A 24,269-nucleotide genomic window follows, 5' to 3' on the forward strand; every position below is an offset into this window, starting at 1 on the left:
GAACTCCCCTGTACCTCCACTAATCCGCGCAGGCGCGGATCCCTAGTACCTTTCAGGGGTGGCGTGTTAGATGAACGAAACTCATCCAATCCGGAGGGTATGGGCACATGGCGGGCACTGACGAGCTCAACCTGACCGGCGAGACGACACGCCTGCTGGAGCAGGCCACGTTCGAGATCAAACGCGTGATCGTGGGGCAGGACCGGCTCGTCGAGCGGATGCTGGTGGCGTTCCTGGCCGGCGGCCACTGCCTGATCGAGGGGGTGCCGGGGGTCGCGAAGACGCTCGCCGCGCAGACCTTGGCCACCGTCGTGGGTGGATCGTTCGCGCGGGTGCAGTTCACCCCCGACCTGGTGCCCTCCGACATCCTCGGCACACGCATCTACCGGGCCTCGCGCGAGGAGTTCGACATCGAGTACGGGCCGGTGATGACCAACGTCCTGCTCGCCGACGAGATCAACCGCGCTCCGGCCAAGGTCCAGTCGGCGCTGCTGGAGGTCATGGCCGAGCGGCAGGTCTCCATCGCCGGGCAGTCGCGGCCGGTGCCGCTGCCCTTTCTGGTGCTCGCCACGCAGAACCCGATCGAGTCCGAAGGGGTCTACCAGCTTCCCGAGGCGCAGCGGGACCGTTTCCTGATGAAGGTTCTGGTCGGCTATCCCAGCGCCGCCGAGGAGCTGGGCATCCTCTACCGGATGAGCGCGCAGCCGCCGACCGCTAGCCAGGTGCTCGACCCAGGTCGGCTCATCGCGCTGCAAGCGTTGACCCGCAACGTTTTCGTGCACCACGCGGTGGCCGAATACGTGGTGCGGCTGGTGCTGGCCACCCGGCAGCCGGCCGACTTCGGCCGGCCCGATCTGGCCGCCCAGCTCGCCTACGGCGCGAGCCCGCGGGCGACCCTCGGCCTGGTCGCGGCGGCCCGGGCGCTGGCGCTGCTGCGCCAGCGTGACTACGTGATCCCCGACGATGTCCACGACGTGGCCGTGGAGGTGATCGCCCATCGGCTGGTGCCGTCCTTCGACGCGATCGCCGACGGCATCTCGCCGGAGTCCATTGTGGAGCAGCTGTTGCGCGCGGTGCCGCTGCCCCAGGCCGCCCCGGGTCAGTTCCACGAACAGGGTTGGCGATGACCTCGGCGCACGAGCCGGCTATGCAGCGCAGGCTGCGCCGGCTTGAGCTGACCATCACCCGGCGTCTGGACGGCCTGCTCACCGGCCAGCATCTCGGGCTGCTGCCAGGCAGCGGCAGCGAGCTGGCCGGCGGGCGCGAGTACTCCCCCGGCGACGACGTGCGGCGGATGGACTGGGCGGTAACAGCGCGCACCACCATCCCGCACGTGCGCGACACGGTGGCCGACCGGGAGCTGGAAACCTGGGTTCTGGTCGACGCGACCGCAAGCATGGACTTCGGCACGGCCGATTGGGAGAAACGCGATCTGGCGGCGGCGGCCGTGGCCGCGGTCGGTTTCCTCACCATGGGCGGAGGGAACCGGCTCGGCGCGGTGATCCTTTCCGGGGGCGGCCGGGTGGACCGCACACCGGCCCGATCCGGGCGCCCGCACCTTTTCGGGCTGCTGCGAAAGCTGCTCGAAGCGCCGCGCCAGGCCCCGGCCGCGCTGGGCCGGCGCGACGGCCCCCACGATTGGCATGCCGGTGAAGCCCCGACGTCGCTGGTGGCCGGGCTGACCGACCTGCAGCGCTCTGCCCGCCGCCGGGGCCTGACCGTGGTTGTCTCTGACTTTCTCGACGGCGTCTCGGAAACCGAGGCCACCTGGGAAGCCCCGCTGCGCCGGCTCAAGGCACGCCACCACGTGCTCGCCGTGCAGGTCAGCGATCCGCGTGAGCTGGAGCTGCCGGACGTGGGTCTGGTGACCCTGGTCGATCCGGAGACCGGCCGTAAGCGTGAGATCTCCACCGCCAGCCCACGGCTGCGCCGCCGCTTCGCCGCGGCCGCGGCCGCCCAGGACCGGGTGATCGCCACCGGCCTGCGCCGGGCCGGCGTCGCCCACCTGCGGTTACGCACAGACCGGGATTGGGTAGCCGACATAGCGCGACATGTTCTCGCGCAGCGGCGTCTCACCAGGGCGGGTGCTAGATGATCTTCCTTGACTCGAACAGGTTGTGGCTGCTGCTCACCCTCGCCGCGCTCGCCGCCGCTTATGTCGTCCTGCAGCTGCGCCGCCGCCACTACGCGATCCGTTTCACCAACCTGCGCCTGCTGGAAAACCTGGCCCCGGCCCGGCCCGGCTGGCGGCGTCATGTTCCGGCGGTGCTTTTCCTCGCGCTGATGGCGATCATGGTGATCGCCTTCGCCCGGCCGCAGGCGCGCGAACAGGTACCCAGAGAAAGGGCGACGGTCATCATCGCCATCGACGTGTCGGGCTCGATGATGGCCACCGACGTGGTGCCCAACCGTCTGTATGCGGCCACCGAGGCCGGGCTCGACTTCGTCGACTCGCTGCGGCCCACCTTCAACGTGGGGCTGATCGCCTTTGCTGGCAACGCTTCCGTGGTGGTCGCGCCCGGCACCGATCGCACCACGCTCAAGCTTGCCCTGGAACGGCTCGACGATCGGGAGGTGACGCAGCAGGGAACGGCCATCGGCGAGGCGATCGCGGCGGCGCTGGAGACCATCGAGACCCTCGACGCGCGCGCCGCCGAGGATCCGCCGCCGGCCCGGATCATTGTGCTTTCCGATGGCGCGAACACCGCCGGGCGCTCGCCGGAGCAGGCCGCCGAGGAAGCGTTCGCCGCCAGCGTTCCGGTCGACTCGATCGCCTTCGGCACCCCGAACGGCATCGTCTACCGGGGCGAGCGGGCGGTGCGGGTGCCGGTGGACGGCGAGACCCTGCAGCGGGTCGCGGCACAGACCGGTGGCACCTACCACGAGGCGGTCACCACCGATGAGCTTCGTGAGGTCTACTCCGCGATCTCCAGCTCCATCGGGTACAAGATGGAGCTTCGCGATGTCTCTGCCCGGGTCGTGGGCTACGGCCTGATCATCGCGCTGCTGGTGGCCGCCGCTTCGCTGGCCTGGTTCTCCCGCCTGCCCTGACTTTCAAGGAGAAAACGATGAGCACGCCTCAGGGTCTGGGCCGGCCGCGCGGGCCACATTTTCTCTCCCCCACGCTGCCGCACTACCCGGCCTCGACACCGCCACGGCTGAGCGCGCCGGGCGATCCGCCGCCGGAGCCGGGGCGCTGGCTCAACAGGGCCATGGTGGTCCTGATCATCGTTCTGGTGGGGGCAGGCATTCTCGGCATAGTGAACAGTCTCGGCGGCGTCGACGTGCCGTCCACCTCGCGGGAGGCGGCCCCGGCGCCGCGCTCGACCCGCACCCCCAACGGGATGGTCGACGTCGCCGCCGCGGTGCTGCCCGGCGTGGTCTCCGTCGAGGTGCACCGCGCAGACGATGTGGTGGGCGGCTCGGGTTTCGTCGTCGACGCCCGCGGCTACCTGATCACCAACAGCCATGTGCTCGAAGGCGCGGTCTCGGTCGAGGTGGTGACCAACAGTGGCCAGCGCGTCGAGGCGGCCATCATCGGCCGGGACCGCAACACCGACATCGCTGTCCTGCAGGTGATCACCATCCGCCTTCCCACGCTCAGGCTCGGCAGCTCGAGCGCGGCCAAGGTGGGCGAGCCGGTCCTGGCTCTTGGCGCGCCCCTTGGCCTTTCCGGCACCGTGACCGCGGGCATCATCAGCGCCCTGAATCGTGAGGTGCGCCTGGGCGAGGTGCGCCAGAGCGCCATCCAGACCGACGCGTCGATCAATCCCGGCAACTCCGGCGGTCCGCTGGTCAACGCGCGCGGCGAGGTGATCGGCGTCAACACCGCGATCGCGACCCTGGATGGCGCGGGCAACACCGGCATCGGCTTCGCCATCCCGATCGACAGCGCCGCGCCGGTGGCCGAACGCCTGATCCTCAACAGCTAGGGCAGCACCGGTCCCATCGTGCATGGATTGTTGGCTGTTCCGCTTCTCGTGGCCACCTCTCCGCTCATCGCCTCGAACCTCAGCGACCAGACAACGGTAGGCTCATAGACCACATCTTTGCGGATCAACGTCGTCTCGAAACCGGGATGCATGCTGATGGCCTCGGGAAAGAGGCCGTCAGTGTTGACCCGGTGCACGATCCGTCCAAGTTCCTGATTGGACTTGATCTGCGCGTAGAACCTGACCTCGCGATTGTCACACGTGATGCTGAGCCCATTGACCTGCACAGCGAGTGTCTTGCTCGCCGGTGGCTTGGTGCTTGGTTTGACCGTTTTCGCTGGCGCCGGTGGCGATGCCACGGACGGTGACGCGGACGGTGACGCGGACGGTGACGCGGGCTCAGACGAGGGCGATTGGCTCGGCGCCGGCGTCGTCGTGTAGGCGGACGCAAACGCCTTGAGCGGCCCCAGGGCCACGATGCCGTCCGCTGGGCGAATGATCAGGTAACCACCCGTCGCGGCAAGGGCGAGACACACCGCGGACACCGCTATCGGCCTGAGCCGCGAGCGTTTTGCGGGCCGAGCGGCCGCCTGCAGGTCCTGCACGCGGATCATGCTAGGTGATCTCGCCGCCATGCGCGACCTGCGTCAGGTCACCTCGCCGGGCTCAGGGCGCCGCGCGGACGGCACCATGACGCCTTTTGCCCGTCTGGGAACACGTCTAGCCGACGGGCGCGATGCCGAGCGCGTCATCACGTAAGACCGCGTGCACGCCGACAACCTGGTTGACGATTTGGGTGATCCTCAGATCGACCACGATGCTCGCAATCGCGATGGCGTCGGGGCGCGACAACCCGTGCAGCCGGTGCAGCAACGCGAACATCGCCTCCAGCGCCACATAGGTGGCCTCGTCCAAAGTGTCGCCCAGGCCCATCGTCAGCCACCCGCCGTCGATGCGCGCCACCGGCCCGGTGATGGCGAAGTCGTCGCGTACCCGGAAGGTCAGCGTGACCGTCTGCATCGGACACTCGATCGCGGTGCCGCAGACCTCGCCATCGCCTTGTGCCGCATGTCCATCGCCGACCGAGAAGAGGGCGCCGTCGACCGGGATCGGCAGCAGCAGGGTGGTTCCGGCGACGAGCTCTTTGCAGTCGAGATTTCCGCCGTGCCAACGCGGCGGGATGGTCGAGTGCTCGCCCTCGACGGCCGGCGGCATGCCCATCACTCCCATAAAGGGGCGCAACGCCACGGTATGCCCCAATTGGTTGCGGCCGGTCATCGTCTCGGCATCGAGCTGCCACGCATGGGCTACGCCCTCGGTGTTCTCGGTGTCGTACTTGGCGTTGAACTTGCTCGGCCACCCGCCTGCCACGGTCGTCCCCCACGGGGCGGGGACCACGGCGCCGATCTCGATCGCCAGCGTCATCCCGGCTCGGGCGCCATTGATCGCGATCGGCCCGGTCAGCGCGTGGCCGAACCCCTCCCGATGCTGCGGCACCCGCGGCCGCTCGCCGCGCTTCTCACCGGCATACGGCCCGGCCGACCACCAGCAGTCCAGCGTGCTGAAGGTCACCGTGTCCGCGGAATCTATGGTGAGCACCGGCTGGTAGCCGGGCGAGAAGTAGCCGTGCAAGGTCTGGTCGTCCGGGGAAAGGGTGTAGTCCATCGTCAGATAATGCGCCCGCGGCCGCGCCGCTATGGTAGTGGCCTGTCGCCGGGACTCATGAGGGGCCGCACATGCGTGGTGAGCATTTCATTCCATTTCGCAGGACCGACATCGTCTCGATGTGCGCCGACCAGCTTCCCGACGCCGAGCGTGAGCCGTTCCACTCCTTCGCCACCATGCTGGCGAGCCTGCTGCACCACCGGTTTCACGCCCGGATAGAGGCACTCAAAGACGCCTATCACCCGTTCAATCCGGAAGCCGACACCCGCGCGGTCGCGCCGCTGGAGGCGAAGGAAAGGCTTGCCGCGCAACAGCGTCTCGAGGAGGAGCTGGCCGCGCTGGCCCGCGCGGCCAACTTCACCCCGATCGACTCGGCCGATCTCGAGCGCGCGTTCAACGAGCATTCGCTGCTCAAGGTCAGGCTCGCGGCCGACCGGGGTGCGGTCACCAAGACCATTCTGTTCCGCCGCGGCGAGTCCACCCGCACCCGCACCATCCCGACCTGGTGGGGCTTGCGCCGCAAGACCGTCACCTTCACCAACTACGCGCGGGTCCTGGTCTACGCGACCTTTCGCGACGCCGAGGGACTTCGCGAATCGGAGATCGAAAGGCTGCCGTACCGTCCCGGCTCGACCATCATCAAGCTCTTCCAGAACGTGCCACGTGACGACCTGGAGATGGTCCTGCCCAACGTCAAGATCCGGATGCGCCGCATCGACAAATTGCTGATCGGCATACCGGCGCTGGTCTCCGGGATAGTCGTGATCGTCACCAAGCTGCTGGCCTCCGGCTGGTTGCTCCTGCTGCTGCTCGCCTTCTGGCTCGGGCTGCGCGAGGAGCCGGTCGTCTTGAACAAGACCGGGCTGATCAGTGTCGCGATCGGGCTGATCGCCTTCGGCGCCTACGTCGTGCGGCAGGTGACGAACTTCAAGAACCGCAAGATTCTGTTCATGAAGGCGCTCTCGGAGAACCTCTACTTCCGCAACCTGGACAACGATGCGGGCGTCTTCCATCACCTGCTCGACGCGGCCGAGGAGGCCGAGGTCACCGAGGTGCTTCTGGCGTACCACTTCCTGCGCACCGCCGACGGCCCGCAGGCCGGGCGCGACGTGGCCGAATTGGACCGGCGCATCGAGGAATTCTTCGCGCAGCGCTGGGACACCCAGGTCGACTTCGAGGTCGAGGACGGCTTGCGCAAGCTGCGCGATCTGGCCCTGGTCAGCGAGGACGCCGAGGGCGGGTTGCGGGCGCTGCCCCTGGACGAGGCGCAGGAACACCTGCACCGGGTGTGGGACGACCTGTTCGTCAGCGCGCAGCCCACACCGCAGAGGTAAAGGGGGCAATCATGAGCCGGCTGCGTGGGCCGCTGCGCCCGTTCCGCAGCGGACAGTACAGGCTCCTGACCGGTTCGGTCGTCATGTCGCTGTTCGCCACCGGCGTTTGGGTGATCGCGCTGGTGTGGCAGGTCATCGCCATGGGCGGTGGCCCGAGCCAGCTGTCTTTCGTCGCCACCGCGGGCGCGGTCGGCATGCTGGCGACCACGCTGCTCGGCGGCGTGCTGGCCGATCGGGTTTCCCAGCGCGGCATTCTGCTTGCCGTGGCGGGCCTGCGCACGGTCGCGATCGCCGTGGTGGCCGCGCTGGCGCTGGCCAACCTGCTGACGATGTGGCAGCTGGCCGTGGTGGCGCTGCTGATCGGCGTCGGCAACGGCTTCACCTATCCGGCCTACTCCGCGCTGCTGCCGTCGATCCTGCCGGCCGAGGATCTGCTTGCGGCCAACGGCGTCGAGGGCATGGTGCGCCCCACCGTCATGCAGGCCGCCGGACCCGCCCTGGCCAGCGCGCTGATCGCGGCCTCCTCGCCGGGCGCGGCGATCGCGGTGGTGGCGCTGCTCGAGCTGGCCGGGGTCGTGTTTCTGATCGGGGTCAGGCCGGTTCCGCTGCACCGTGAGCGTTCCGTTGCGGCCTCCCATCCGGTACGTGGCACGCTGATCGATCTGCGCGACGGCCTGCGCTACATGGTGCGCACGCCGTGGCTGTTCGCCACGCTGCTGTTCGCCTCGGTGCTGATCCTGCTCGTGATGGGGCCGCTCGAGGTGCTGATGCCTTTCGTCATCAAGGATCGGGCCGGGGGCGGACCGGCCCAGCACGCCATCGTCATGGCCGCCTTCGGCATCGGCGGCGCGCTGGGCTCGCTGGCCACGGCCTCGTTGACGTTGCCGCGGCGCTATCTGACCGTCATGAATGTGGGCTGGGGCGTGGGCTGCCTTCCGCTGGTGCTGCTCGGCTTCGCCCATCGGGTGTGGGTCATCGCGGCGGCCGTCTTCGTGGTGGGCGCATGCTTCTCGGCCTCGATGGTCATCTGGGGCACGCTGCTGCAGCGCCGCGTGCCCTCCCACATGCTCGGCCGGGTGTCCAGTCTGGACTTCTTCGTGTCATTGGCGTTCATGCCGTTGTCGATGGCTATAGCCGGGCCGGTCAGTGTGGCCATCGGCGTCGGCGCCACCTTCGTGCTGGCCGGTGCTTTGCCCACAGTGCTGGCCGTGCTGGCGGTGGTGCTCGCCAAGATGCCCCGCGACGAGCTGGAGCACCCGCTCGACAGCGCGCCGGCGCAGCCCGAGGCAGCCAGCGTTACTTGAGCAGCTGCGCCGCGGCACGTTCGGCACCGGCGCGAGCCTGCTGGTAGTACAACGGATCAGCGCCGCGTCCAATCGGGACAATCTGAGCAACCGTGTAGCGCACCTCGATGACCCGGTTATCGCGACGGGCGATCAGGGTGGCTTTGACGGTGGTGTTGTCGAAGCTGAACTCGAGCAACGCCTGCTCGCCCAGCTTGGGATGTTCGGTGGGCGGCAGGAAGCTGCGGTTGAACCGCGATCGGATCTCCTCCTCGGTGCGGAAGCTGCGCTTGGCCTCGGCCGGGTCCAGGTGATCGTTGATCTTCACGGTCAGCTCACGGCCGCCGCCGGTCAGCGTGCACTCGCTGAGCAGCCGAGTCAGCGTGCGATGGGACGCCTGGGCGTTGGGCACCAGCTCCGCGTTCATCGCCGGGGTGAGAATCACGCACGCCGAGGGCAACCCCGGCCCCTGTTCGGTGGCATCGATCGGCCCGGTGGGCGGCGACATCGCATACCAGAGCGCCCAGCCGAACATGGCCAGGAAAAGCAGGATGCCACCGATCCGGAACACCTGTTGTTTCACTTGGCCACCACCACCATCGAGGCGACCGCTTCGGCGGCGGCTTCGAGCGCGGCGAGGTTCTCCTCCGACGTGTACGGGGCGGAAGCCTCGATCTTCACGATCCGGAAGCCGTCGAAGGCCTTCACCGTGACCGTCACCACGTCGTCATAGATGGCCGTGTACCGGTATCCGCCATCGCCGAGGCCCGGAACGCGATGCGTGACCTGCACGCGATCGTCGCGTTCCCAGTCGTCCTCCATCGCCGAGTCGGCTCTGGTCTGACCCTCGGTGTAGCTCACCGGCTGGGTGACATTGGCCTTGACCGTTACCGGGCCGCCCGCCGCCTCGGCCGCGCGCCACTCACACCTGATCGACTCTGACCCGGCCTGCTCCTGGTGCGCCAGCTTCAATCCGGCCAGCCCGGCCGGCAGCGCCTCCGGCTTGAGCAGGGCACACTCGGTGAACCTGGTGGAAGCGCAACCGGTCAGCAGCAACCCGGCCAACGGCACCGCGAGCAACGCCCGCGCGACAGTCATCACCGGCACAGTGTGCCGGGCACCCGCAACATCATCATGTGTGCTCAGCTGGGCAGGCTGCGGCGCAGGAAGTCCAGCTCGTGCAGCATCAAATTCTCGGCGATCACCTCGTTGCCGGCCATGTGCGTGATGCCGGACAGCGGCAGCATCTCGTGCGGCCGGCCCGCGGCCACCAGCGCGCCGGAGAGCTGAAGACTGTTGGCAGGAAACACATTGTCGTCAGCCAGCCCGTGCACGAGGAGCAGCGGCCGGGTCAGCTTCGGGGCGTCGAGCAGCAGCGAGCAGGCGTCGTACCTTTCCGGGAACCGGTCGGGATGACCGAGGTAGCGCTCATTCCAATGCGTGTCGTAGAGCCGTTTGTCGGTGACGGCCGCCCCGGCCACGGCGGCGTGGAAGACGTCCGGGCGGCGCAGCACGGCCAGCGCGGCCAGCGATCCACCGTAGGACCAGCCCCGGATCCCGACCCGGCCCAGATCCAGGTCGGAATTCAGCAGGGCGGCTTGCTCCAAACCGGACACCTGGTCGTCCAGGACCGCGCTGAACACGTCGCCGTAGACCTCGCGTTCCCAGGCCGGGCCGCGGCCCGGGGTTCCGCTGCCATCGATGACCAGCACCGCGAAGCCCTGCTCGGCGAACCATTGGGAACGGAAGGACCACGGCGCCTGTGCGGCGAGAACCTTGGCCGACGCCGGGCCGCCGTAGGGATCCATCAGCACGGGCAGCTTGCCCGAACCGGGCTCGTGCCACGATGGCAGGAACAGTTGCGCCCGCAGCTGCCGCTCGCCCAGCACCAGCGTGCTGACCCGCAGCGCCTGCACCGGCTCGTGCCGGAACGCGCCCACCTCCACGCCGGGCGCCCCCACCGGGCCGGCCGTGGTGATCCGCTGCGGGCTCGCCGGGGTGCGCTTGACGCACACCAGGGTTCCGGCGCGGTAGGCGCCCGTGTACACGCCGGGCTCGTCGCTGAGCCGGCGCAGCCCGTGCTCGGCTTCGTAGAGCCAAAGGTGCCGCTCGGTCGGATCGGCCGTCCCGACGAACAGGATCGCTTCGCCATCGATGCCCAGCACCTCGACCAGCTGCAAGCCTTGTGGGGTAACGGTTTCGCCGGCAACGGTCAGATGGCGGGTCTCGCCCAGGTCGGCGTGGCCGACCAGCGCGCCCGACCCGGTCCGGCCCGGCAGGCCCGGCGTCAGGTGCACCCAGCAGTCGTCGAGCTGGCGGGCGAGCAGGGTGGTGGTGCCGTTGTCCGCGTCGATGCCCAGCGTCCGCACCTCCTGCTGGTCGCGGCTCTGCACGGCGGTGAACGGGCCGTGCTGGTCCCATCCGGCCACCGCCACGTATTCGAACGCGGCCCTGTCCCAGGTCACCTCTGCACGGGCGCCGTCCAGGCCGTAGACCCAGAGCGTCACCTCCGCGTTGGCGCTGCCCACCGCGGGATAGCGCACGGCCCGCGGGGCCTGGGCCGGCGCGGCGGGATCGGTGATGTACCAGACGTCGACCCCGGCATTGTCCACTCTGGACACCAGCAGCCGCTGTCCGTCCGGGGACCACCAGTAGCCGTGGTGCCGGGCCATCGACTCACCGGCGACATGCTCGGCCAGGCCGTAGGTGACCTCGTCGCCGTCCGGCTCGGCGATCACCCGATCGGCGGTGCCGTCAAGCTCGGCCACGTGCAGAGCGCCGCCACTGACGTAGGCGACCCGCTGCCCGGTCGGGTCAAGGCGCGGGTCGACGACCGAGCCGTGGCTGGTGACCGCTCGCGCCGCGCCGGAGCCGGTGTCCACCACCCACACGTCGCCGGAGAGGGCGAAGGCGGCCACGCGCAGGTCGCGATCGGTGCTGTAGTCGACAATGCCCCGCCCCTGCTGGCGGGACCGTTCCCGGCGCACCCGCTCCTCGGGCGGCAGCTCCTCGGTTGCCCCGCCCAGCAACACCGACGCGTCGGCGAGCAGCCTTTCCTTGCCGCTGCTCAGATCCAGCTCCCACAGGCAGCCCGCCAGCTCGTCGCCGCCGGGGCTGCGCAGGAAAAGGACGCGCTGACCGTCGGGCCCAATGGTGAAACTCGACGGGGTGCCGGTGGTGAAGGACCGGGTGCGGACCAGCTGACGGGGAAGGGAGGTCGTCGACATCCCCCGAGTATGCCTCGGACTGCGCGCAAGGTCAGGGCAGCCAGCCGGGACGGACCAGCCCCGCCTCATAGGCGAAGACGACCAGCTGCGCGCGGTCGCGGGCACCGAGCTTGACCATCGCCCGCGACACGTGGGTTTTCGCGGTCGCCGGGCTCACCACGAGCCGGGCCGCGATCTCGTTGTTGGACATACCCGCCCCGGCCAGTGCCACCACTTCCCGCTCCCGCTCGGTCAGCTCGGCGAGCCGGGCCGGTGGGGCCGGGCTGGCCTTACGCATCGCGAACTGCTCGATGACGCGCCGGGTGACACTGGGCGAGAGCAGGCCCTCCCCGGCCGCGACCACCCGCACGCCCCGGATCAGCTCGGCGGGATCGGTGTTCTTCACCAGGAACCCGGCCGCGCCCGAACGCAGCGCCTCGGCCACGTACTCGTCAAGCTCGAAGGTGGTCAGGACGACGATGCGCACCCCGGCCAGCGACGGGTCGGCGGCGATCTGACGGGTGGCTTCCAGGCCGTCGACACCGGGCATCCTGATGTCCATCAGCACGATCTCGGGTTGCAGCTGCCGGGCCAGGCGCACCGCGTGCGCGCCATCGCTGGCCTCGCCCACCACCTCGATGTCCGGTTCGGACTCCAGCAGCGCCCGGAAACCGGCGCGCACCAAGGCCTGGTCGTCGGCGATCACCACTCGGATCATGAGCTCTCCACCGCGGTCGTGGGCAGCATCGCGCTTACCTGCCAGCCGCCGCCGGGCATCGGCTCGGCGATCAGCGAGCCGCCCAGGGTGGTGGCGCGCTCACGCATGCCGCTGATCCCGTTGCCCTCCGCGGCCGGCTCGATGATGGGGCCCTGCCCGCCGCCGTCGTCTCGCACCTGCACCAGCATCGCCTCGGGCGGGGTGTAGTCGAGGGTGATGGTCGCGGTCGCGCCCAGCCCGGCATGCCTTCGCACGTTGGTCAGTGCCTCCTGCACGATCCTGTACCCGGCCCGGTCGATCTCGGCCGGCAGCGCCCGCGGCTGCCCGGTGACGATGGTGTGCACCGGCAGGCCGGCGTCGACGGTCAGCTGGTCGAGCCGATCGAGGCCGGGCTGCGGCGCCCGCGGCGCGTTCTGCCCGGTGGGATAGAGCGCATTGAGCACCGACTGCACCTCGCGCAGCGCCTCGGCGCTGGCGTCCTTGATGGTGTCGAGCGCCGCGCGGGCCTGCTCCGGCTGGCGATCCATCAGGTGCCGCCCCACCCCGGCCCGCACGTTGATCAGCGACAGGTGGTGGCCGAGCACGTCGTGCAGCTCCTGCGCGATGCGCAGCCGCTCCTCGCTGGCCTGGCGGCGTTGCTTCTCCTGCTGCGCACGCCGCTGTTCCCGCATGGCCCCGGCGGCCAGCCTCCCGACTCCCAGCACCACCTCAAGGACCACGGCGAGACCGAAAACCCACGCCGCCAACGTCAGCCCCTGGGCGAAGGTGGCTTCGGCGAGGACGATCCAGGCGATCATGCAGGCGATCGCGGTCAGGCCAAGGAGCTTGTGACGCCCTGCCCGGATCAGGGCCACCGCCGTCACGATGGCGGCCATGAAGGTCGGGCCGCGCGGATAGTCGAGCACGTGATAAGCGACGGTCACCCCGCCCACCGCCAGCGCGGTTAGCCGAGGAGAGCTGTGCCGGGCCGACACCAGCATGCCGCCGCCAATCAGCAAGGCATAGCCGAGCAGGTTGAGCTGTGCCTCCTGGCCGCGTGCGGCGAGCATGGTGCCGATCGTCTGCACCAGGATCGTCAGCAGCGCCAGGCCGCCCCCGCCGCGGCCGTGACGTTGCGGCAGCCGGCTCGGGCTGGCGCTTGTCATGCCATGCACCATAGGCGACGCGAGCCAGGCGCGCCGTCGGCCAAAGAGGGGCAGGCTCGATACTCCGGGCGGCGCAGCGATCGCGACCGGATACCCCGGCGGGCGCAGACCGGTTGCCGCCATCGGCCCGACGCGACCACCACCCCCGCCTTGGCAACCTGACCGCCATGAAGGCATTCGTTTATCGCGAGTACGGCACCTCCGAGGTTCTCCAGCTCGAAGACGTCGCAGTGCCAGAGCCGGGCGACGAGCAGGTTCTGGTCCGGGTGATCGCCGCGTCGGTCAACCCCTACGACTGGCACCATCTGACCGGCAAGCCCTACCTCGTGCGGCTGATGGCCGGTTTCCGAAGGCCCAAGGAGCCGACGATGCTCGGCGCCGACATGGCGGGCCGGGTCGAGTCGGTCGGTTCGGCGGTGACCCGGTGGCGGCCCGGCGACGAGGTCTTCGGGATGCGCTCGGGCGCGTTCGGCGAGTACGTCGTGTGCGGCCAGGACCGGCTGGCCCGCAAGCCCGCCAACGTGACCTTCGAGCAGGCGGCGGCCGTCCCGATGGCGGGCCTGACCGCGCTGCAGTCGTTGCGCGACAAGGGAAAGGTCAAGGCCGGGCAGCAGGTGCTCATCATCGGCGCCTCCGGCGGGGTGGGCACGCTCGCCGTGCAGCTCGCCAAGGCGTTCGGCGCCCACGTCACGGCGGTGTGCAGCACCCGCAACGTGGAGACCGTGCGCGGGCTCGGGGCGGACCGGGTCATCGACTACACCGGTGAGGATTTCGTCCACAGTGGACATCGCTACGATCTGATTCTCGACGGACCCGGCAACCGATCCATACGAGATCGCCGCCGCGTCCTTGCCCGCAACGGCATCCTGGTGATGTATAGCGGCCCGAAGAAGAACAGGTGGGTCGGGCCGTTGTTGTCCACCTTGCGCGTCTCGCTGGCTTCCTCATTCGGTACCCAGAAAATGACGGGCATGATGACCAGCAACAGCAAGGCGGATCTGGACCTGTTGGGGCAGCTCATGGCCCAGGGAAAGGTCACCCCGTGGATAGAGCGCACGCATCCGCTGGTCGAGTTGCCCCGGGCGATCGATTATGTCGGCACCGGGCACGCCCGAGGCAAGGTGGTCATCACGATCGGATGAAACGGATGAGGGCGACCCCCGCCAGGATCGCCCTCATCCGCCTTTGCCGCTCAGCCAAGGAATTCGTCGACCGCCGCCGCGGTCTGGTCGAACTGTTCCACCTGGGGCAGATGGCCACTCTGCTCGATCATCGCCACCTTGCTGTGGGCGATGAGGTCGGCGAAGTCGGAGGCATAGCGGGACGGCACGAAGGCGTCCTGCCGGCCCCAGACGATCAGGGTGCTGGAGGTGATTCGGTGCAGCCGCCGGCGCAGGCCGCGATCGGGAATCGGCCAGATGAACTTGCCCGCACAACCCAGCGACCACACCATCTGCGAGGCCGCGACCACGGCGGTCTCCGGGTCCTCCGGCATGGCCATGGCCACCTTGGCCACCTCGGGATTGTGGAAGAGGATGCCGGGCAGCTGCTCGGCCGAAGCGGCCAGCAGGTTGGTCACCGGCGCATCGTCGCGCCAAAGCCCAAGCGGGGCAAGCAGAACCAGCCTGTCGGTCAGCGAGGGGAAATGGGCGGCCAGCTCGGCGGCGAGCATCCCGCCGAACGACTGTCCAACCACGACCGGATTGTCCAGGCCCAGATTGCGCACCAGTTCCTCATACGCCAGCACCATGTCGGAAAGCTCGTCGACGACATGGATCGAATAAGGATCTCCCAGGGTGGTACCGGGAAACTGCGGCGCATACACGGTGTGCCGCTCGGTCAGGTGTTGCAGGAACGGATCCCACGCCAACCCGGCCGCCTGGTGCAGATAGAGCAGGGGCGGGCCGGTTCCGGCGACGCTGACGGCCACGGTCAGCTTGCCGCCCCACAGCTCGACGGTCTCCTGACGAACCTCGGACATCAGACGCTCACCTTCTCTCCCGGCTTCGCGGTGGCGGGTGCGGGCTTGCCGCCCAAGCGTTCCGGCCACCAATGGTGCTCGAACCCGCTGTCGGACCACAGTTTGCGCAGATGCGGCGCCACCTGTTCGGCGAACAGCTTGATGTTGCCCTTGGCCAGCTCCGGCGGCATCGACCCGAAGCTGAGCATCGCGTGCAGGTTGCCGATGCCGTGCTGCTGGCACAGCTCGGTCAGCTGGTCGCGCACGGTGGCCGCGCTGCCGACCACGACCGTGCCGTTGTCGATGAGATCGCGCAGCGACGCGGTGCGCATCTGCGCGTACATGCCGAAGTCGGCCGGATCCTTGAGCAGCGCCTGCACACCGCGGATGTCGATCCCGCCGGGAAGGGAGAGCTTTTCGGCCGGAATGGCGCCCAGTCCGGTGTGGAAGGCGTACTCGATGTGCTTGCCGTAAAGCCGTTCGGCTTCGGCGTCGGTGTCGGCGACCGCCACGTTCTGCAGGAAGCCGACCCGATACGGGTTGCGCGGGATGTTCGACTGTTCCGCCAGCTCCCAGAACCGGGGGAAAATCCGCTGCGCGGTGAGCTTGCTGCCGGCGAAGCCGAAGAAGTTGAAGCCGAATCCTCGCTCCAGCACCTGTTGCATGGTGGCCGGGTTACCTATCCCGGTCAGCCACACCGGCGGCTGCTCCTGCAGCGGCCGTGGCCAGATGTTGACCTGCGGGTATTGGATGTGTTTTCCGTTGAAGGCGAAGGGAATCTGGTCGCGCCACGCGCGCAGCACCAGATCGAGGTTCTCGTTGAATCGGCCCCGCACCTCGATGGGCGGCACTCCGTTGTTGATGCTCGCGTCGTAGCTCAGGCCGACCGGGAACCCGGCCACCAGCCGCCCGCCGCTCATCACGTCAAGCAACGCGTACTCCTCGGCCACCTTCACCGGCTCGCGCGACTTGCCCAGCGAACGGCCCATCGGATAGACGGCCACGGGCAGCCCTTCGGCTTCGGTGACATAGGCCAGCGCGCCCGCCACCACATTGGGATTGGGCATGACGTCATAGCTGCTCTGCCCGTGCTCGGTGATGGAGACGCCGTCCAGGCCGCAGCGCGCGCCGAAGAGCAGCTCGTCGATGAGATGGCGCACCGACGCGTACATGCCGTCCTTGGTCACGAGCGAATAGGGGGTGTCGCAGACCGAGTCGTGATGCTGGGCGAAGTCGTCCGGCAGGTAGCGATACGCGGCCTGCCCGAAGATTGAGACCTTCATGCTTCTCCCGCCTACAGCTGGACGACGAGCACGACCGACTCGCCATTGACGCTCTTGCTGGCATGGCCTTTGCCGGTGGTGTCCTCCACCAGAACCGTCTCGCCCGGACGGAACTGGCGCACCTCGCCATCGCTGGCCCGCACCTCCAGCGCCCCACTGAGCAGCGTCATCTGCTGACGCCGGGGCGCTGGGTGCAGGTCGCCGTACCAGCCGGTGGGCAGCTTCAAATAGACCATCTGCTTGACCTCGGTCGGCGCGGACATGAACATCGGCGGGGCCGGAGGCGCGAAGTCAACCTCTTGCACCTGCGCCGTCTCGTCCAGGAAATGGGATTCGCCCGCCGAGTCTGTGTAAAGTCGCGTGACATTTAGCTTGCCTGAGTCCGCTGCCATGTCTCTCCTCAAAAAAGAGGCGAACCGGCCGTAGCCGGTTCGCCGCGAGCGGAGAGGGCAGGATTCGAACCTGCGTGAGCCGGAGCTCTTCCAGACCGAAGTCCGGATCCGATAGGCCGCTACGGTGACCTCTCCAGTTTCCCGGCTGAACTTCCGCCGTTGAGACCAACTATGGCAGGCCGCGCTGACCGTTGGCTGATCGATGGCTGACGGGTCATCCGTCAGCGGACCGTCAGAGCCCCATCACCTATCTATGTTACTGATTGTTATAAATCCCTCGACTGAATTGGGCGGGCATCACCTATGGAATCGACCTCGACCATTGTGCGGCTACGGTCGCTGCCCATGTCGGAGCGCCGCGAAGAGCTGGAGTCGACGATCCTGTCGGTTCTCAGAGCCGCGCTTCTGATGAACGAGGACGAACCCATATCCACCTCGCAGAGCTTTTTCGACATGGGCCTGACCTCGCTCGCGCTCACCGAGGCCAAGGAGCGGCTGGAGGGCATGCTCGGCTGCCACATCAGCGCGACCGTGCTGTTCAACAGCCCGACCGTGGAGCAGATGACCGATCATCTGGCCGGCGATGTGCTCGCCGACCTGTTCGACGAGCACGACTCGGCCGCGCCCGGCAACGGCAAGCGGCCGTTGTGGGATGACGTGATGAGAGACGTGGCAGTCAGTGAGTGAGGAGTCAGCCAGATGACCGAAAACGTCGCAGTCATCGGGGTCGGGTTGCGTTTCCCGGGCGGTAGCACGGGTTTGGACAGTCTTGACGAGTTCCTGCGCGGCGGCGGCTCGGGCATCGGCCCGCTGCCCGCCGACCGCTGGGACGTCGAGGCTTTTCGCCACGAGGATCCCAAGCAGCCGGGCACCATCCGCACCGAGGCCGGTGGATTCCTTGACCGGATAGACGAATTCGACGCCCAATTCTTCAACATCTCCCCGAAGCAGGCGGTCTACGTCGACCCACAGCAGCGGCTGCTGCTGGAAACGGCGTGGGAAGCGCTGGAGAACGCCAACATCGACCCGTCCACCACCCGGCACGGCAACGGCGGCATCTACATCGGCGCGACCCCATTCGACTTCGCGCTGGAGCTGGAGGCGTTGCCCTATCCCGAACTTGACGGGCAGCTGGCCACCGGCATGGGCGCCTATGCGCTGTCCGGGCGGCTGTCCTACTTCCTGGGCTGGCGGGGGCCGAGCCTGACCACGGACACCGCCTGCGCCTCTTCGCTTACCGCCCTTCACCTGGCGGTCAACGGGCTGCGTCGCGGCGAGTGCGACCTCGCCTTGTGCGGCGGGGTCAACGCGCTGCACCATCCCCGCATCTTCACCATCCTCTCCCAGGGGCAGGTGCTGGCCGCCGACGGGCACTGCAAGGCTTTCGACGAGGCCGCCGACGGCTACGCCCGCGCCGAGGGGTGCGGGGTGCTGGTGCTCAAACGCCTTGCCGAGGCGCAGCGCGACGGCGACCGGGTGCTGGCCGTGGTCCGCGGCACCGCGATCGGCCAGGACGGCGAAAGCGCCGGGCTCACCGCCCCCAACGGCGCGGCACAGGAAACCATCATGCGAGCGGCGCTGGCCGACGCGCGGCTGGAGCCGGGTGACATCTCCTATGTCGAGGCGCACGGAACCGGTACCCCACTTGGCGACCCGATCGAGATGGGTTCCATCAACGGCGTCTTCGGCCCGGCCCACGACGGGCGCGAGCCGCTGGTGGTGGGCTCGCTCAAGTCGAACATCGGGCACATGGAACCCGCCGCGGGCATCGGCGGCGTCATCAAAACGGTGCTGCAGCTGGATCGCGGCGTGGTCTACCCACACCTTTACACGACGCCTTCCAAGCGGATCCCTTGGGACAGCTACCCGGTCCGGATCCCGACCAAGACCGAGCCGTGGCGCGCAGAGCCGCGCCGGGCCACCGTGAACAGTTTCGGCCTGGCCGGGGCGATCGGTGTCGCCGTGCTGGAGCAAGCGCCGCCTTTTGAGGGGACGGCAGACGACGGCGCTGTGGACGACCAGGACCACGTGGTGACCTTCTCCGCGAAGAGCTCGGCGGCGCTTGCGCTGCAAGTCAAGCAATACCAACGGTTCCTTGCCGATAACCCGCGGATCAGCCTGGCCGACCTGAGCTTCACCCGCAACACGGGCCGCGCCCACTTCGGTCACCGGCTGGCGTGCGTGGCGCACGACGTCGCCGAGCTGGCCGAGCAGCTGGGCGCGGAACAGAGCCCCGCCGGTGACTACCGCAAGGCGGCATTCCTTTTCACCGGCTCGGGTTCCCAGCACGTCGGCATGGGAAAGGCGCTCTACGAACAGTTCCCGCTGTTCGCCAAGCACATCGATGAGTGCGACGAGCTCTTCCGGCCCCATCTCGACCGCTCGATCCGGGACCTGATGTTCGGGCTGACACCAGACGCCGCGACGGCCCTGGACTCCACGACACACACCCACGCCGCGCTGTTCACGCTCGAGTATTCGCTTGCCCAGCTTTGGCTCTCCTTCGGAGTAAGGCCCAATGTGCTTATCGGGCACAGTGTTGGCGAGGTCATCGCGGCCGCGGTGGCCGGCTTGGTGAGCCTGGAGGATGGCGTGCATCTGCTGGCCACCCGGGCCGGGCTCATCCAGTCAATCACCACGCCCGGCGGCATGTTCGCCGTCGGCGCCCCCGCGGCCCAGATCGAACAACTACTCGGGCCGTGGCCGGACCTGTCCATCGCCGCCATCAACTCGCCGCGCCAGACCGTGGTCTCGGGCGCCACCGAGCCGCTGGAGAAGCTGGCCGACAAGCTGCGCGCCGACGGCCTGACGGTCACCCCGCTGAAGGTCACCACGGCGTTCCACTCGCCGCTCATGGCCCCGATCGCGGACCGGCTCGGCGAAGCGGTGCAGGCGATCCGGTTCCGTGAGCCGTCCTTCACCCTGATCTCCAATCTCACCGGGCAGATCGGCCATCCGCGCGACCTGTCCACGCCGCAGTACTGGATGCGCCACCTGCGTGAAGCGGTCAACTTCGCCGACGGGATGCAGACCGTCGCCAAGCGCGGCAAGCTGGTGATGCTCGAAGTCGGCCCGTCCAGCGCGCTGACCTCGCTGGCGCGCCAGGCGGTCACCGACTCCAAGCACCGCTGGATCGCCAGCCTGCATCCGCAGGACAAGCGGGGCAAGGCTCTCCGCCGAGCGGTGGCCCAGGCCTACACCGCTGGCCTGAGCATCGATTGGCGCAGGTTCCATGCCGGACGGCCGGGCGCCCGGATCGAGCTGCCCGGCTATGCCTTTGACCGCAGGCGCTATTGGCTGCCCATCCGCGGCACCCGGCACGGCCTGCGCGGCAGCGCCGCCGCAGGTGTCACGGTGTTGGGCGCACAGGTCCGCGGCGAGCTTGAGTTCCACACCCGGCTGAGCACCGGCAGCGCCGATTACCTGGCCGACCACCGGGTTCGCGGGCGTGCCTTCGTCCCGGCCGCGTGCTATCTGGAGATGCTGCTCGGGGTCTGCGATGCGATCCACGGCGTGACCGCCCATCCACTTGAGGACATCCGCTTCGAAGAGGCGATGTTCCTCAGCGACGTGCCCACCGAGGTCCACACGCGCGCCACCCGGGACGAGAACGGCCGCGCCCACGTGGAAATCTTCAGCGTGCACGGCACGGGTGAGGAGGCGATCCAGCGCCGCCACGTCACGGCCACCATCGCCACCCACAGCACCCACACCCTCAGCGATCGCGCTCAGGAGCTGCGTCATCGCGAGGCGTCCCCGGGCGAACCCGAGGCATCCCTTACGCCCGACGAGGTCTACGCCGAGTACGCGAAGATCGATCTCGACTATGGCCCGGGCTTGCGCCGGGTTCGGGAAATGACCCGTTACCGCGATGGGCTTGTGCTCAGCGACATCGACGGCAGCGGCATCAGCGCCGCCGACCACCTGCCACCGGCCGTCTTCGACACCGCCACCCACGGCATGGCCGCCCTGGCCGCGGGCGAAAACCTGATGGGTGTTTCGATCGGCTCGGTACGGGTCTTCCGCAAGCCGCGCTCGCAGCGGCTGCGGGTCGCGATGGCGGTGGCGCCGCCCGCCGATGGGCTCGACTTCGCCGTCGACATCCTCATTCTCGACGGCGACGAAGTGGTCGCCGAGGCGCTGGGGCTGGGCTTCGTCCGGCTCGCCACGCCGCCCGCCCCGACTCAGGAGCCGACCGGAAAGGTCGCGATGGCAGTCGACCGGATCGAGGAGCTGATTCGCGACTGCGTCGGCGGGATGCTCGAGCTGGAGGAGCCGATCGCCGCGGACCTTTCCTTCCTCGAGCTCGGGATGGATTCGCTGATGGCCGGTGAGCTGAAAGCCACGCTGGAGGCCAAGCTCGGGCTAAGCCTGCCGAACACCGTCGCCTTCGACCATCCGACCGTCGAGTCTCTAGCCGAACACCTTGCCACCAAAGCTGACCAAGGCGGGAGATCATGACAGAGCTCACCAGCGAGACCATTTGGGCGAGATCGGCGAAGCACGCCAAGCAGCGGCCGGACGAGATCGTCATCATCTGCGAGGGACGCCGCGTCACCTACGGCAAGTTCCACCTCGACACCAACCAGACCGCGCACGCCCTGCACGCGGCGGGGCTGCAAACCGGTTCCCGGGTCGGCTATCTAGGCCGGGAGTCGGAGCACTACTACGACATCGCGGTGGCCTGTGCCAAGGCCGGGGCGGTGCTGGTGCCGGTCAACTGGCGGCTCACCCCGGCCGAGGTCGATCACGTGCTGCGCGACTCGCAGGCCGAGGTGCTCTTCGTGGAGCGCGAATTCCTCGGCGTGGCCCACCGGCTGCGCGACGAGCTCTCGTCGCTGAAGACGGTGGTGCAGATGGACACCGCCGACCGACGGGCCGCCGGTTTCCTGGCCTGGAAGGCCGATCAGCCCAATTCCGATCTGGAGCCGCGCACCGGGCCCGAGGACCCGGTCGCGCAGATGTACACCAGCGGCACCACCGGCCTGCCCAAAGGGGTGGTGCTGGCCCACCGAAGCTTCTTCACCTTCATCGCCGACATGCGCGCGCACGATCTGGACTGGATCGACTGGCTGCCGCAAGACCGCAGCCTCAGCCTTTTCCCAGGTCTTCACGCCGGCGGGTACGCGTGGTTCATGCACGCCTTCAACGTTGGCGCCACCAACGTCGTGATGCGCATGTTCATCGCCGAGGAAGCGATCAAACTGATCGAAGGGCATCGGGTCACCCTGATCTGGGCCGCGCCGGCCATGCTCAAGATGCTGCTCGCCGAGCCCGATGTCTCCCACGACACCTTCCGGTCACTGCGCAAGATTGTCTATGGCGGCTCCCCCATCGATGGCGACCTGCTGCGCGAGTGCCTGGCGGGCTTTCCCTGCGAGCTGGTGCAGGCCTACGCCTCCGCCGAGACCGGCAGCTTCGTCACCTGCCTCACCTCCGCCGAACATGTGCCGGGCAACCCGAAGCTGGCTTCGGCCGGGCGGGTCTGCCCGGGCAGCGAGATCCAGATCGTGGACGACGACGACCAGCCGTTGCCCGCCGGTGAGATCGGGCGCATCAAGCTGCGCAGTCCGGCGGCATTTCTCGGGTACCACAACCGCCCCGACGCGACCGCCGAGATGATCGCCGATGGGTGGCTGCGCATGGGCGACGCGGGCTATCTGGACCCGGAGGGCTACCTGTTCCTGCGCGACCGGATCAACGACACCATCATCGTGGCGGGGCAGAACATCTATCCCGTCGAGATAGAGAACGCGCTGCGCGATCACCCGGCGGTGGCCGATGTGGCCGTCTTCGGAGTGCCCGACGCTCGCTGGGGCGAGGCCGTTCGCGCCGCGGTGGTGGTGCGCGACGAGGCCCGGGTGGCGCCGCGCGAGCTGATGGTCTTCTTGCGCGGCAAGCTCGCCGACTTCAAGATCCCGACCGGTTACACCTTCGTCGACGATCTGCCCCGCAACCCGACCGGGAAGGTGCTGCGGCGGGTGCTGCGCGACGACGCCGTTGCGGCGGCCGGCTGACATGTGGCTGCGTCCCGCGGAGGCGAGCCCGGAGGCGGCGGTGCGCCTGTTCCTGTTGCACTACGCCGGCGGCGGGATCGCCATGTACAGCCGGTGGCCTTCGCTGGTACCCGGCGACATCTCGTGTCAAAGGGTGCAGCTGCCGGGTCGCCATGACCGCCACCACGAGCCTCTGTTCACCGAGCTGGATCCCCTGCTCGACGAGCTGCGTGCGGTGCTGGAGGCGGAGGAGGACGGCCGCCCAACCGTCCTGTTCGGACACTCGATGGGCGCGCTGCTCGCCTATCGGCTCGGCCTCGCCGTCAAACCCGCTCTGGTCGGCGTTTCCGGCTGGGCACCGGTCGGGTTTCGCGGCCCGAGCATTCAAGCCGCCACCGCTTCCGGCTCGGCGCCGGTAGGGCTGCACGGCCCCGGCACCCACACCGCCGCCGATTCCGGCTCGGCGCCGGTCGGGCCTCACAGCACCCAGCCCGTCCCCGATGATGAGCAGATTGTTGAAGGCGTGCTCGCGCTCGGCTCGGCGATGCCCTCGCTGCTGGCCGACGAGGAGCTGCGCGAGCTGATGGTGCCGGTGATGCGCGCCGACATGTCCGTCTGTGCCAGCTATCGCGACGACGGCGCGGCGCTGGATTGCCCGCTGGTCGCCTACGCCGGCACCGACGACCCGCTGGTGCAGCCCGAGGCGATGGCCTCGTGGTCGAGCCGCACCCCGCTTTTCCTTGGTACCAGACAGTTCCCGGGCGGGCACTTCTTCATCCACGACCACGCCCCCGCCATCGCGGCCGACCTGACCCAGGTGATCCGCCAGCACGCGCACTGAGGTGAATCATCACCGAGTCAGGCTGTCGTCAGGCCGCCTCGCCACAATTGAGCTATGACGATATCGCCAAACGCTTTCGCAGAGCGCTATGTCGAGCTGTGGAACGAGACCGACCCCGATATCCGGCGCAAGAAGGTGGCCGAGCTTTACGCCCCGGACGCGACCTACATCTTCTATCGCCGCGACCCGTTCCACGGCCAGGAGGCCATCGCGGAACAGGTCACCTACACCGCCAACATCTATCACCCGATGGGATACGTCTTCAAGCCCGCCTACAACGCGACCGGCCACCACCACCTGATCCGCTTCAACTGGGCCATGGTGCATCACGTGACCGGCGACCTGCAGATGGCCGGCCAGAACGTGGTGGCCCTCAACGACGATGGGCTGATCGTCGAGGACTACCAATTCCATGACAAGATCCCGACGGCCTTCGTCTACAACGACGGCTTCGAGGAGACCGGAAAGGTCACCCGGCCCGCCAAGCCCACACCGGTAGCGGCGGCGGGCTGAG

Annotated in this window: 22 protein-coding genes and 1 tRNA gene; 12 read left to right on the top strand and 11 right to left on the bottom strand. The window is 68.5% G+C overall.

The features are described from left to right. The first annotated feature begins 107 nt into the window (after nucleotides 1–107). From Rhe02_RS00460 to Rhe02_RS00475, 4 genes are read left to right on the top strand one after another with little or no spacing between them, the layout of a single operon-like run. Complete coding sequence (locus Rhe02_RS00460; RefSeq protein ID WP_203905976.1) at nucleotides 108–1,127, top strand: AAA family ATPase; 1,020 nt, start codon at nucleotides 108–110, stop codon at nucleotides 1,125–1,127. Next, entirely contained in the window at nucleotides 1,124–2,095 is a 972-nt protein-coding gene (locus tag Rhe02_RS00465) for a DUF58 domain-containing protein (RefSeq protein ID WP_203905977.1), read from the top strand. The genes Rhe02_RS00460 and Rhe02_RS00465 overlap by 4 nt, the downstream gene beginning before the upstream one ends. After that, on the top strand, nucleotides 2,092–3,051 hold the full coding sequence (locus Rhe02_RS00470; protein ID WP_203905978.1) for a VWA domain-containing protein: 960 nt from the start codon (nucleotides 2,092–2,094) through the stop codon (nucleotides 3,049–3,051). Before Rhe02_RS00465 ends, Rhe02_RS00470 begins: the two co-directional genes overlap by 4 nt. Before the next feature lie 17 nt (nucleotides 3,052–3,068). Beyond that, nucleotides 3,069–3,932, top strand: coding sequence for a S1C family serine protease (locus Rhe02_RS00475; protein ID WP_203905979.1), 864 nt, complete (start codon nucleotides 3,069–3,071; stop codon nucleotides 3,930–3,932). On the opposite strand, the gene Rhe02_RS00480 is transcribed toward Rhe02_RS00475, so the two are convergent. Together Rhe02_RS00480 and Rhe02_RS00485 are read right to left on the bottom strand one after the other, a co-directional pair. Beyond that, nucleotides 3,929–4,537 (bottom strand): hypothetical protein, encoded by a 609-nt coding sequence (locus tag Rhe02_RS00480; RefSeq protein WP_203905980.1) that lies wholly within the window; start codon nucleotides 4,535–4,537, stop codon nucleotides 3,929–3,931. The two genes, Rhe02_RS00475 and Rhe02_RS00480, sit on opposite strands and share 4 nt — an antisense overlap. A gap of 115 nt (nucleotides 4,538–4,652) precedes the next feature. Next, the gene (locus tag Rhe02_RS00485; protein WP_203905981.1) at nucleotides 4,653–5,597 is read right to left on the bottom strand and encodes an acetamidase/formamidase family protein; all 945 of its coding nucleotides are present in this window, start codon (nucleotides 5,595–5,597) and stop codon (nucleotides 4,653–4,655) included. Nucleotides 5,598–5,668: 71 nt separating this feature from the next. On the opposite strand from Rhe02_RS00485, the gene Rhe02_RS00490 reads away from it, so the two are divergent. Continuing rightward, the gene (locus Rhe02_RS00490; protein WP_203905982.1) at nucleotides 5,669–6,931 is read left to right on the top strand and encodes a TMEM143 family protein; all 1,263 of its coding nucleotides are present in this window, start codon (nucleotides 5,669–5,671) and stop codon (nucleotides 6,929–6,931) included. A gap of 11 nt (nucleotides 6,932–6,942) precedes the next feature. Then, nucleotides 6,943–8,235, top strand: coding sequence for an MFS transporter (locus tag Rhe02_RS00495; protein WP_203905983.1), 1,293 nt, complete (start codon nucleotides 6,943–6,945; stop codon nucleotides 8,233–8,235). On the opposite strand, the gene Rhe02_RS00500 is transcribed toward Rhe02_RS00495, so the two are convergent. From Rhe02_RS00500 to Rhe02_RS00520, 5 genes are read right to left on the bottom strand one after another with little or no spacing between them, the layout of a single operon-like run. Then, complete coding sequence (locus Rhe02_RS00500; RefSeq protein WP_203905984.1) at nucleotides 8,228–8,797, bottom strand: hypothetical protein; 570 nt, start codon at nucleotides 8,795–8,797, stop codon at nucleotides 8,228–8,230. The two genes, Rhe02_RS00495 and Rhe02_RS00500, sit on opposite strands and share 8 nt — an antisense overlap. Next, entirely contained in the window at nucleotides 8,794–9,312 is a 519-nt protein-coding gene (locus Rhe02_RS00505) for a hypothetical protein (RefSeq protein ID WP_203905985.1), read from the bottom strand. The genes Rhe02_RS00500 and Rhe02_RS00505 overlap by 4 nt, the downstream gene beginning before the upstream one ends. Nucleotides 9,313–9,356: 44 nt before the next feature. Further along, nucleotides 9,357–11,441 carry a S9 family peptidase gene (locus tag Rhe02_RS00510; RefSeq protein ID WP_203905986.1) on the bottom strand — a complete coding sequence of 695 codons (2,085 nt, stop codon included), beginning with the start codon at nucleotides 11,439–11,441 and terminating at the stop codon, nucleotides 9,357–9,359. 31 nt (nucleotides 11,442–11,472) lie between these two features. Beyond that, on the bottom strand, nucleotides 11,473–12,138 hold the full coding sequence (locus tag Rhe02_RS00515; RefSeq protein ID WP_203905987.1) for a response regulator: 666 nt from the start codon (nucleotides 12,136–12,138) through the stop codon (nucleotides 11,473–11,475). Next, entirely contained in the window at nucleotides 12,135–13,283 is a 1,149-nt protein-coding gene (locus Rhe02_RS00520) for a sensor histidine kinase (RefSeq protein ID WP_239123124.1), read from the bottom strand. The genes Rhe02_RS00515 and Rhe02_RS00520 overlap by 4 nt, the downstream gene beginning before the upstream one ends. Before the next feature lie 167 nt (nucleotides 13,284–13,450). Between Rhe02_RS00520 and Rhe02_RS00525 the strand changes: the two genes are divergently transcribed. After that, on the top strand, nucleotides 13,451–14,425 hold the full coding sequence (locus Rhe02_RS00525) for an NAD(P)-dependent alcohol dehydrogenase (protein WP_203905988.1): 975 nt from the start codon (nucleotides 13,451–13,453) through the stop codon (nucleotides 14,423–14,425). Nucleotides 14,426–14,475: 50 nt separating this feature from the next. Here the strand turns inward: Rhe02_RS00525 and Rhe02_RS00530 are convergent, their stop codons facing one another. From Rhe02_RS00530 to Rhe02_RS00545, 4 genes are all read right to left on the bottom strand, one after another. Then, complete coding sequence (locus tag Rhe02_RS00530; RefSeq protein ID WP_203905989.1) at nucleotides 14,476–15,264, bottom strand: alpha/beta fold hydrolase; 789 nt, start codon at nucleotides 15,262–15,264, stop codon at nucleotides 14,476–14,478. Then, nucleotides 15,264–16,526: an LLM class flavin-dependent oxidoreductase gene (locus Rhe02_RS00535; protein ID WP_203905990.1), complete on the bottom strand. Its 1,263-nt coding sequence runs from the start codon at nucleotides 16,524–16,526 to the stop codon at nucleotides 15,264–15,266. Before Rhe02_RS00535 ends, Rhe02_RS00530 begins: the two co-directional genes overlap by 1 nt. 11 nt (nucleotides 16,527–16,537) lie before the next feature. Beyond that, the gene (locus Rhe02_RS00540; protein ID WP_203905991.1) at nucleotides 16,538–16,918 is read right to left on the bottom strand and encodes a cupin domain-containing protein; all 381 of its coding nucleotides are present in this window, start codon (nucleotides 16,916–16,918) and stop codon (nucleotides 16,538–16,540) included. A 49-nt stretch (nucleotides 16,919–16,967) separates the two neighbouring features. After that, a tRNA-OTHER gene (locus Rhe02_RS00545) sits at nucleotides 16,968–17,053 on the bottom strand. A gap of 210 nt (nucleotides 17,054–17,263) precedes the next feature. Between Rhe02_RS00545 and Rhe02_RS00550 the strand changes: the two genes are divergently transcribed. The 5 genes from Rhe02_RS00550 to Rhe02_RS00570 are packed head-to-tail and all read left to right on the top strand — an operon-like array spanning nucleotide 17,264 to nucleotide 24,268. Beyond that, a complete protein-coding gene (locus Rhe02_RS00550) occupies nucleotides 17,264–17,605 on the top strand; it encodes an acyl carrier protein (protein WP_239123125.1) in 342 nt (113 codons plus the stop codon). Nucleotides 17,606–17,617: 12 nt separating this feature from the next. Further along, nucleotides 17,618–21,379, top strand: a complete 3,762-nt coding sequence (locus tag Rhe02_RS00555; RefSeq protein ID WP_203905993.1) for a type I polyketide synthase — start codon at nucleotides 17,618–17,620, stop codon at nucleotides 21,377–21,379. Beyond that, on the top strand, nucleotides 21,376–22,935 hold the full coding sequence (locus tag Rhe02_RS00560) for a long-chain-fatty-acid--CoA ligase (protein ID WP_203905994.1): 1,560 nt from the start codon (nucleotides 21,376–21,378) through the stop codon (nucleotides 22,933–22,935). Before Rhe02_RS00555 ends, Rhe02_RS00560 begins: the two co-directional genes overlap by 4 nt. Nucleotide 22,936: 1 nt before the next feature. After that, nucleotides 22,937–23,755, top strand: a complete 819-nt coding sequence (locus Rhe02_RS00565; RefSeq protein WP_203905995.1) for a thioesterase II family protein — start codon at nucleotides 22,937–22,939, stop codon at nucleotides 23,753–23,755. 54 nt (nucleotides 23,756–23,809) lie between these two features. After that, a complete protein-coding gene (locus tag Rhe02_RS00570; RefSeq protein WP_203905996.1) occupies nucleotides 23,810–24,268 on the top strand; it encodes a nuclear transport factor 2 family protein in 459 nt (152 codons plus the stop codon). Nucleotide 24,269: the final 1 nt, after the last annotated feature.

The organism is Rhizocola hellebori (genome assembly GCF_016862955.1).
In the GTDB taxonomy this organism is placed as follows: Bacteria; Actinomycetota; Actinomycetes; order Mycobacteriales; family Micromonosporaceae; genus Rhizocola; species Rhizocola hellebori.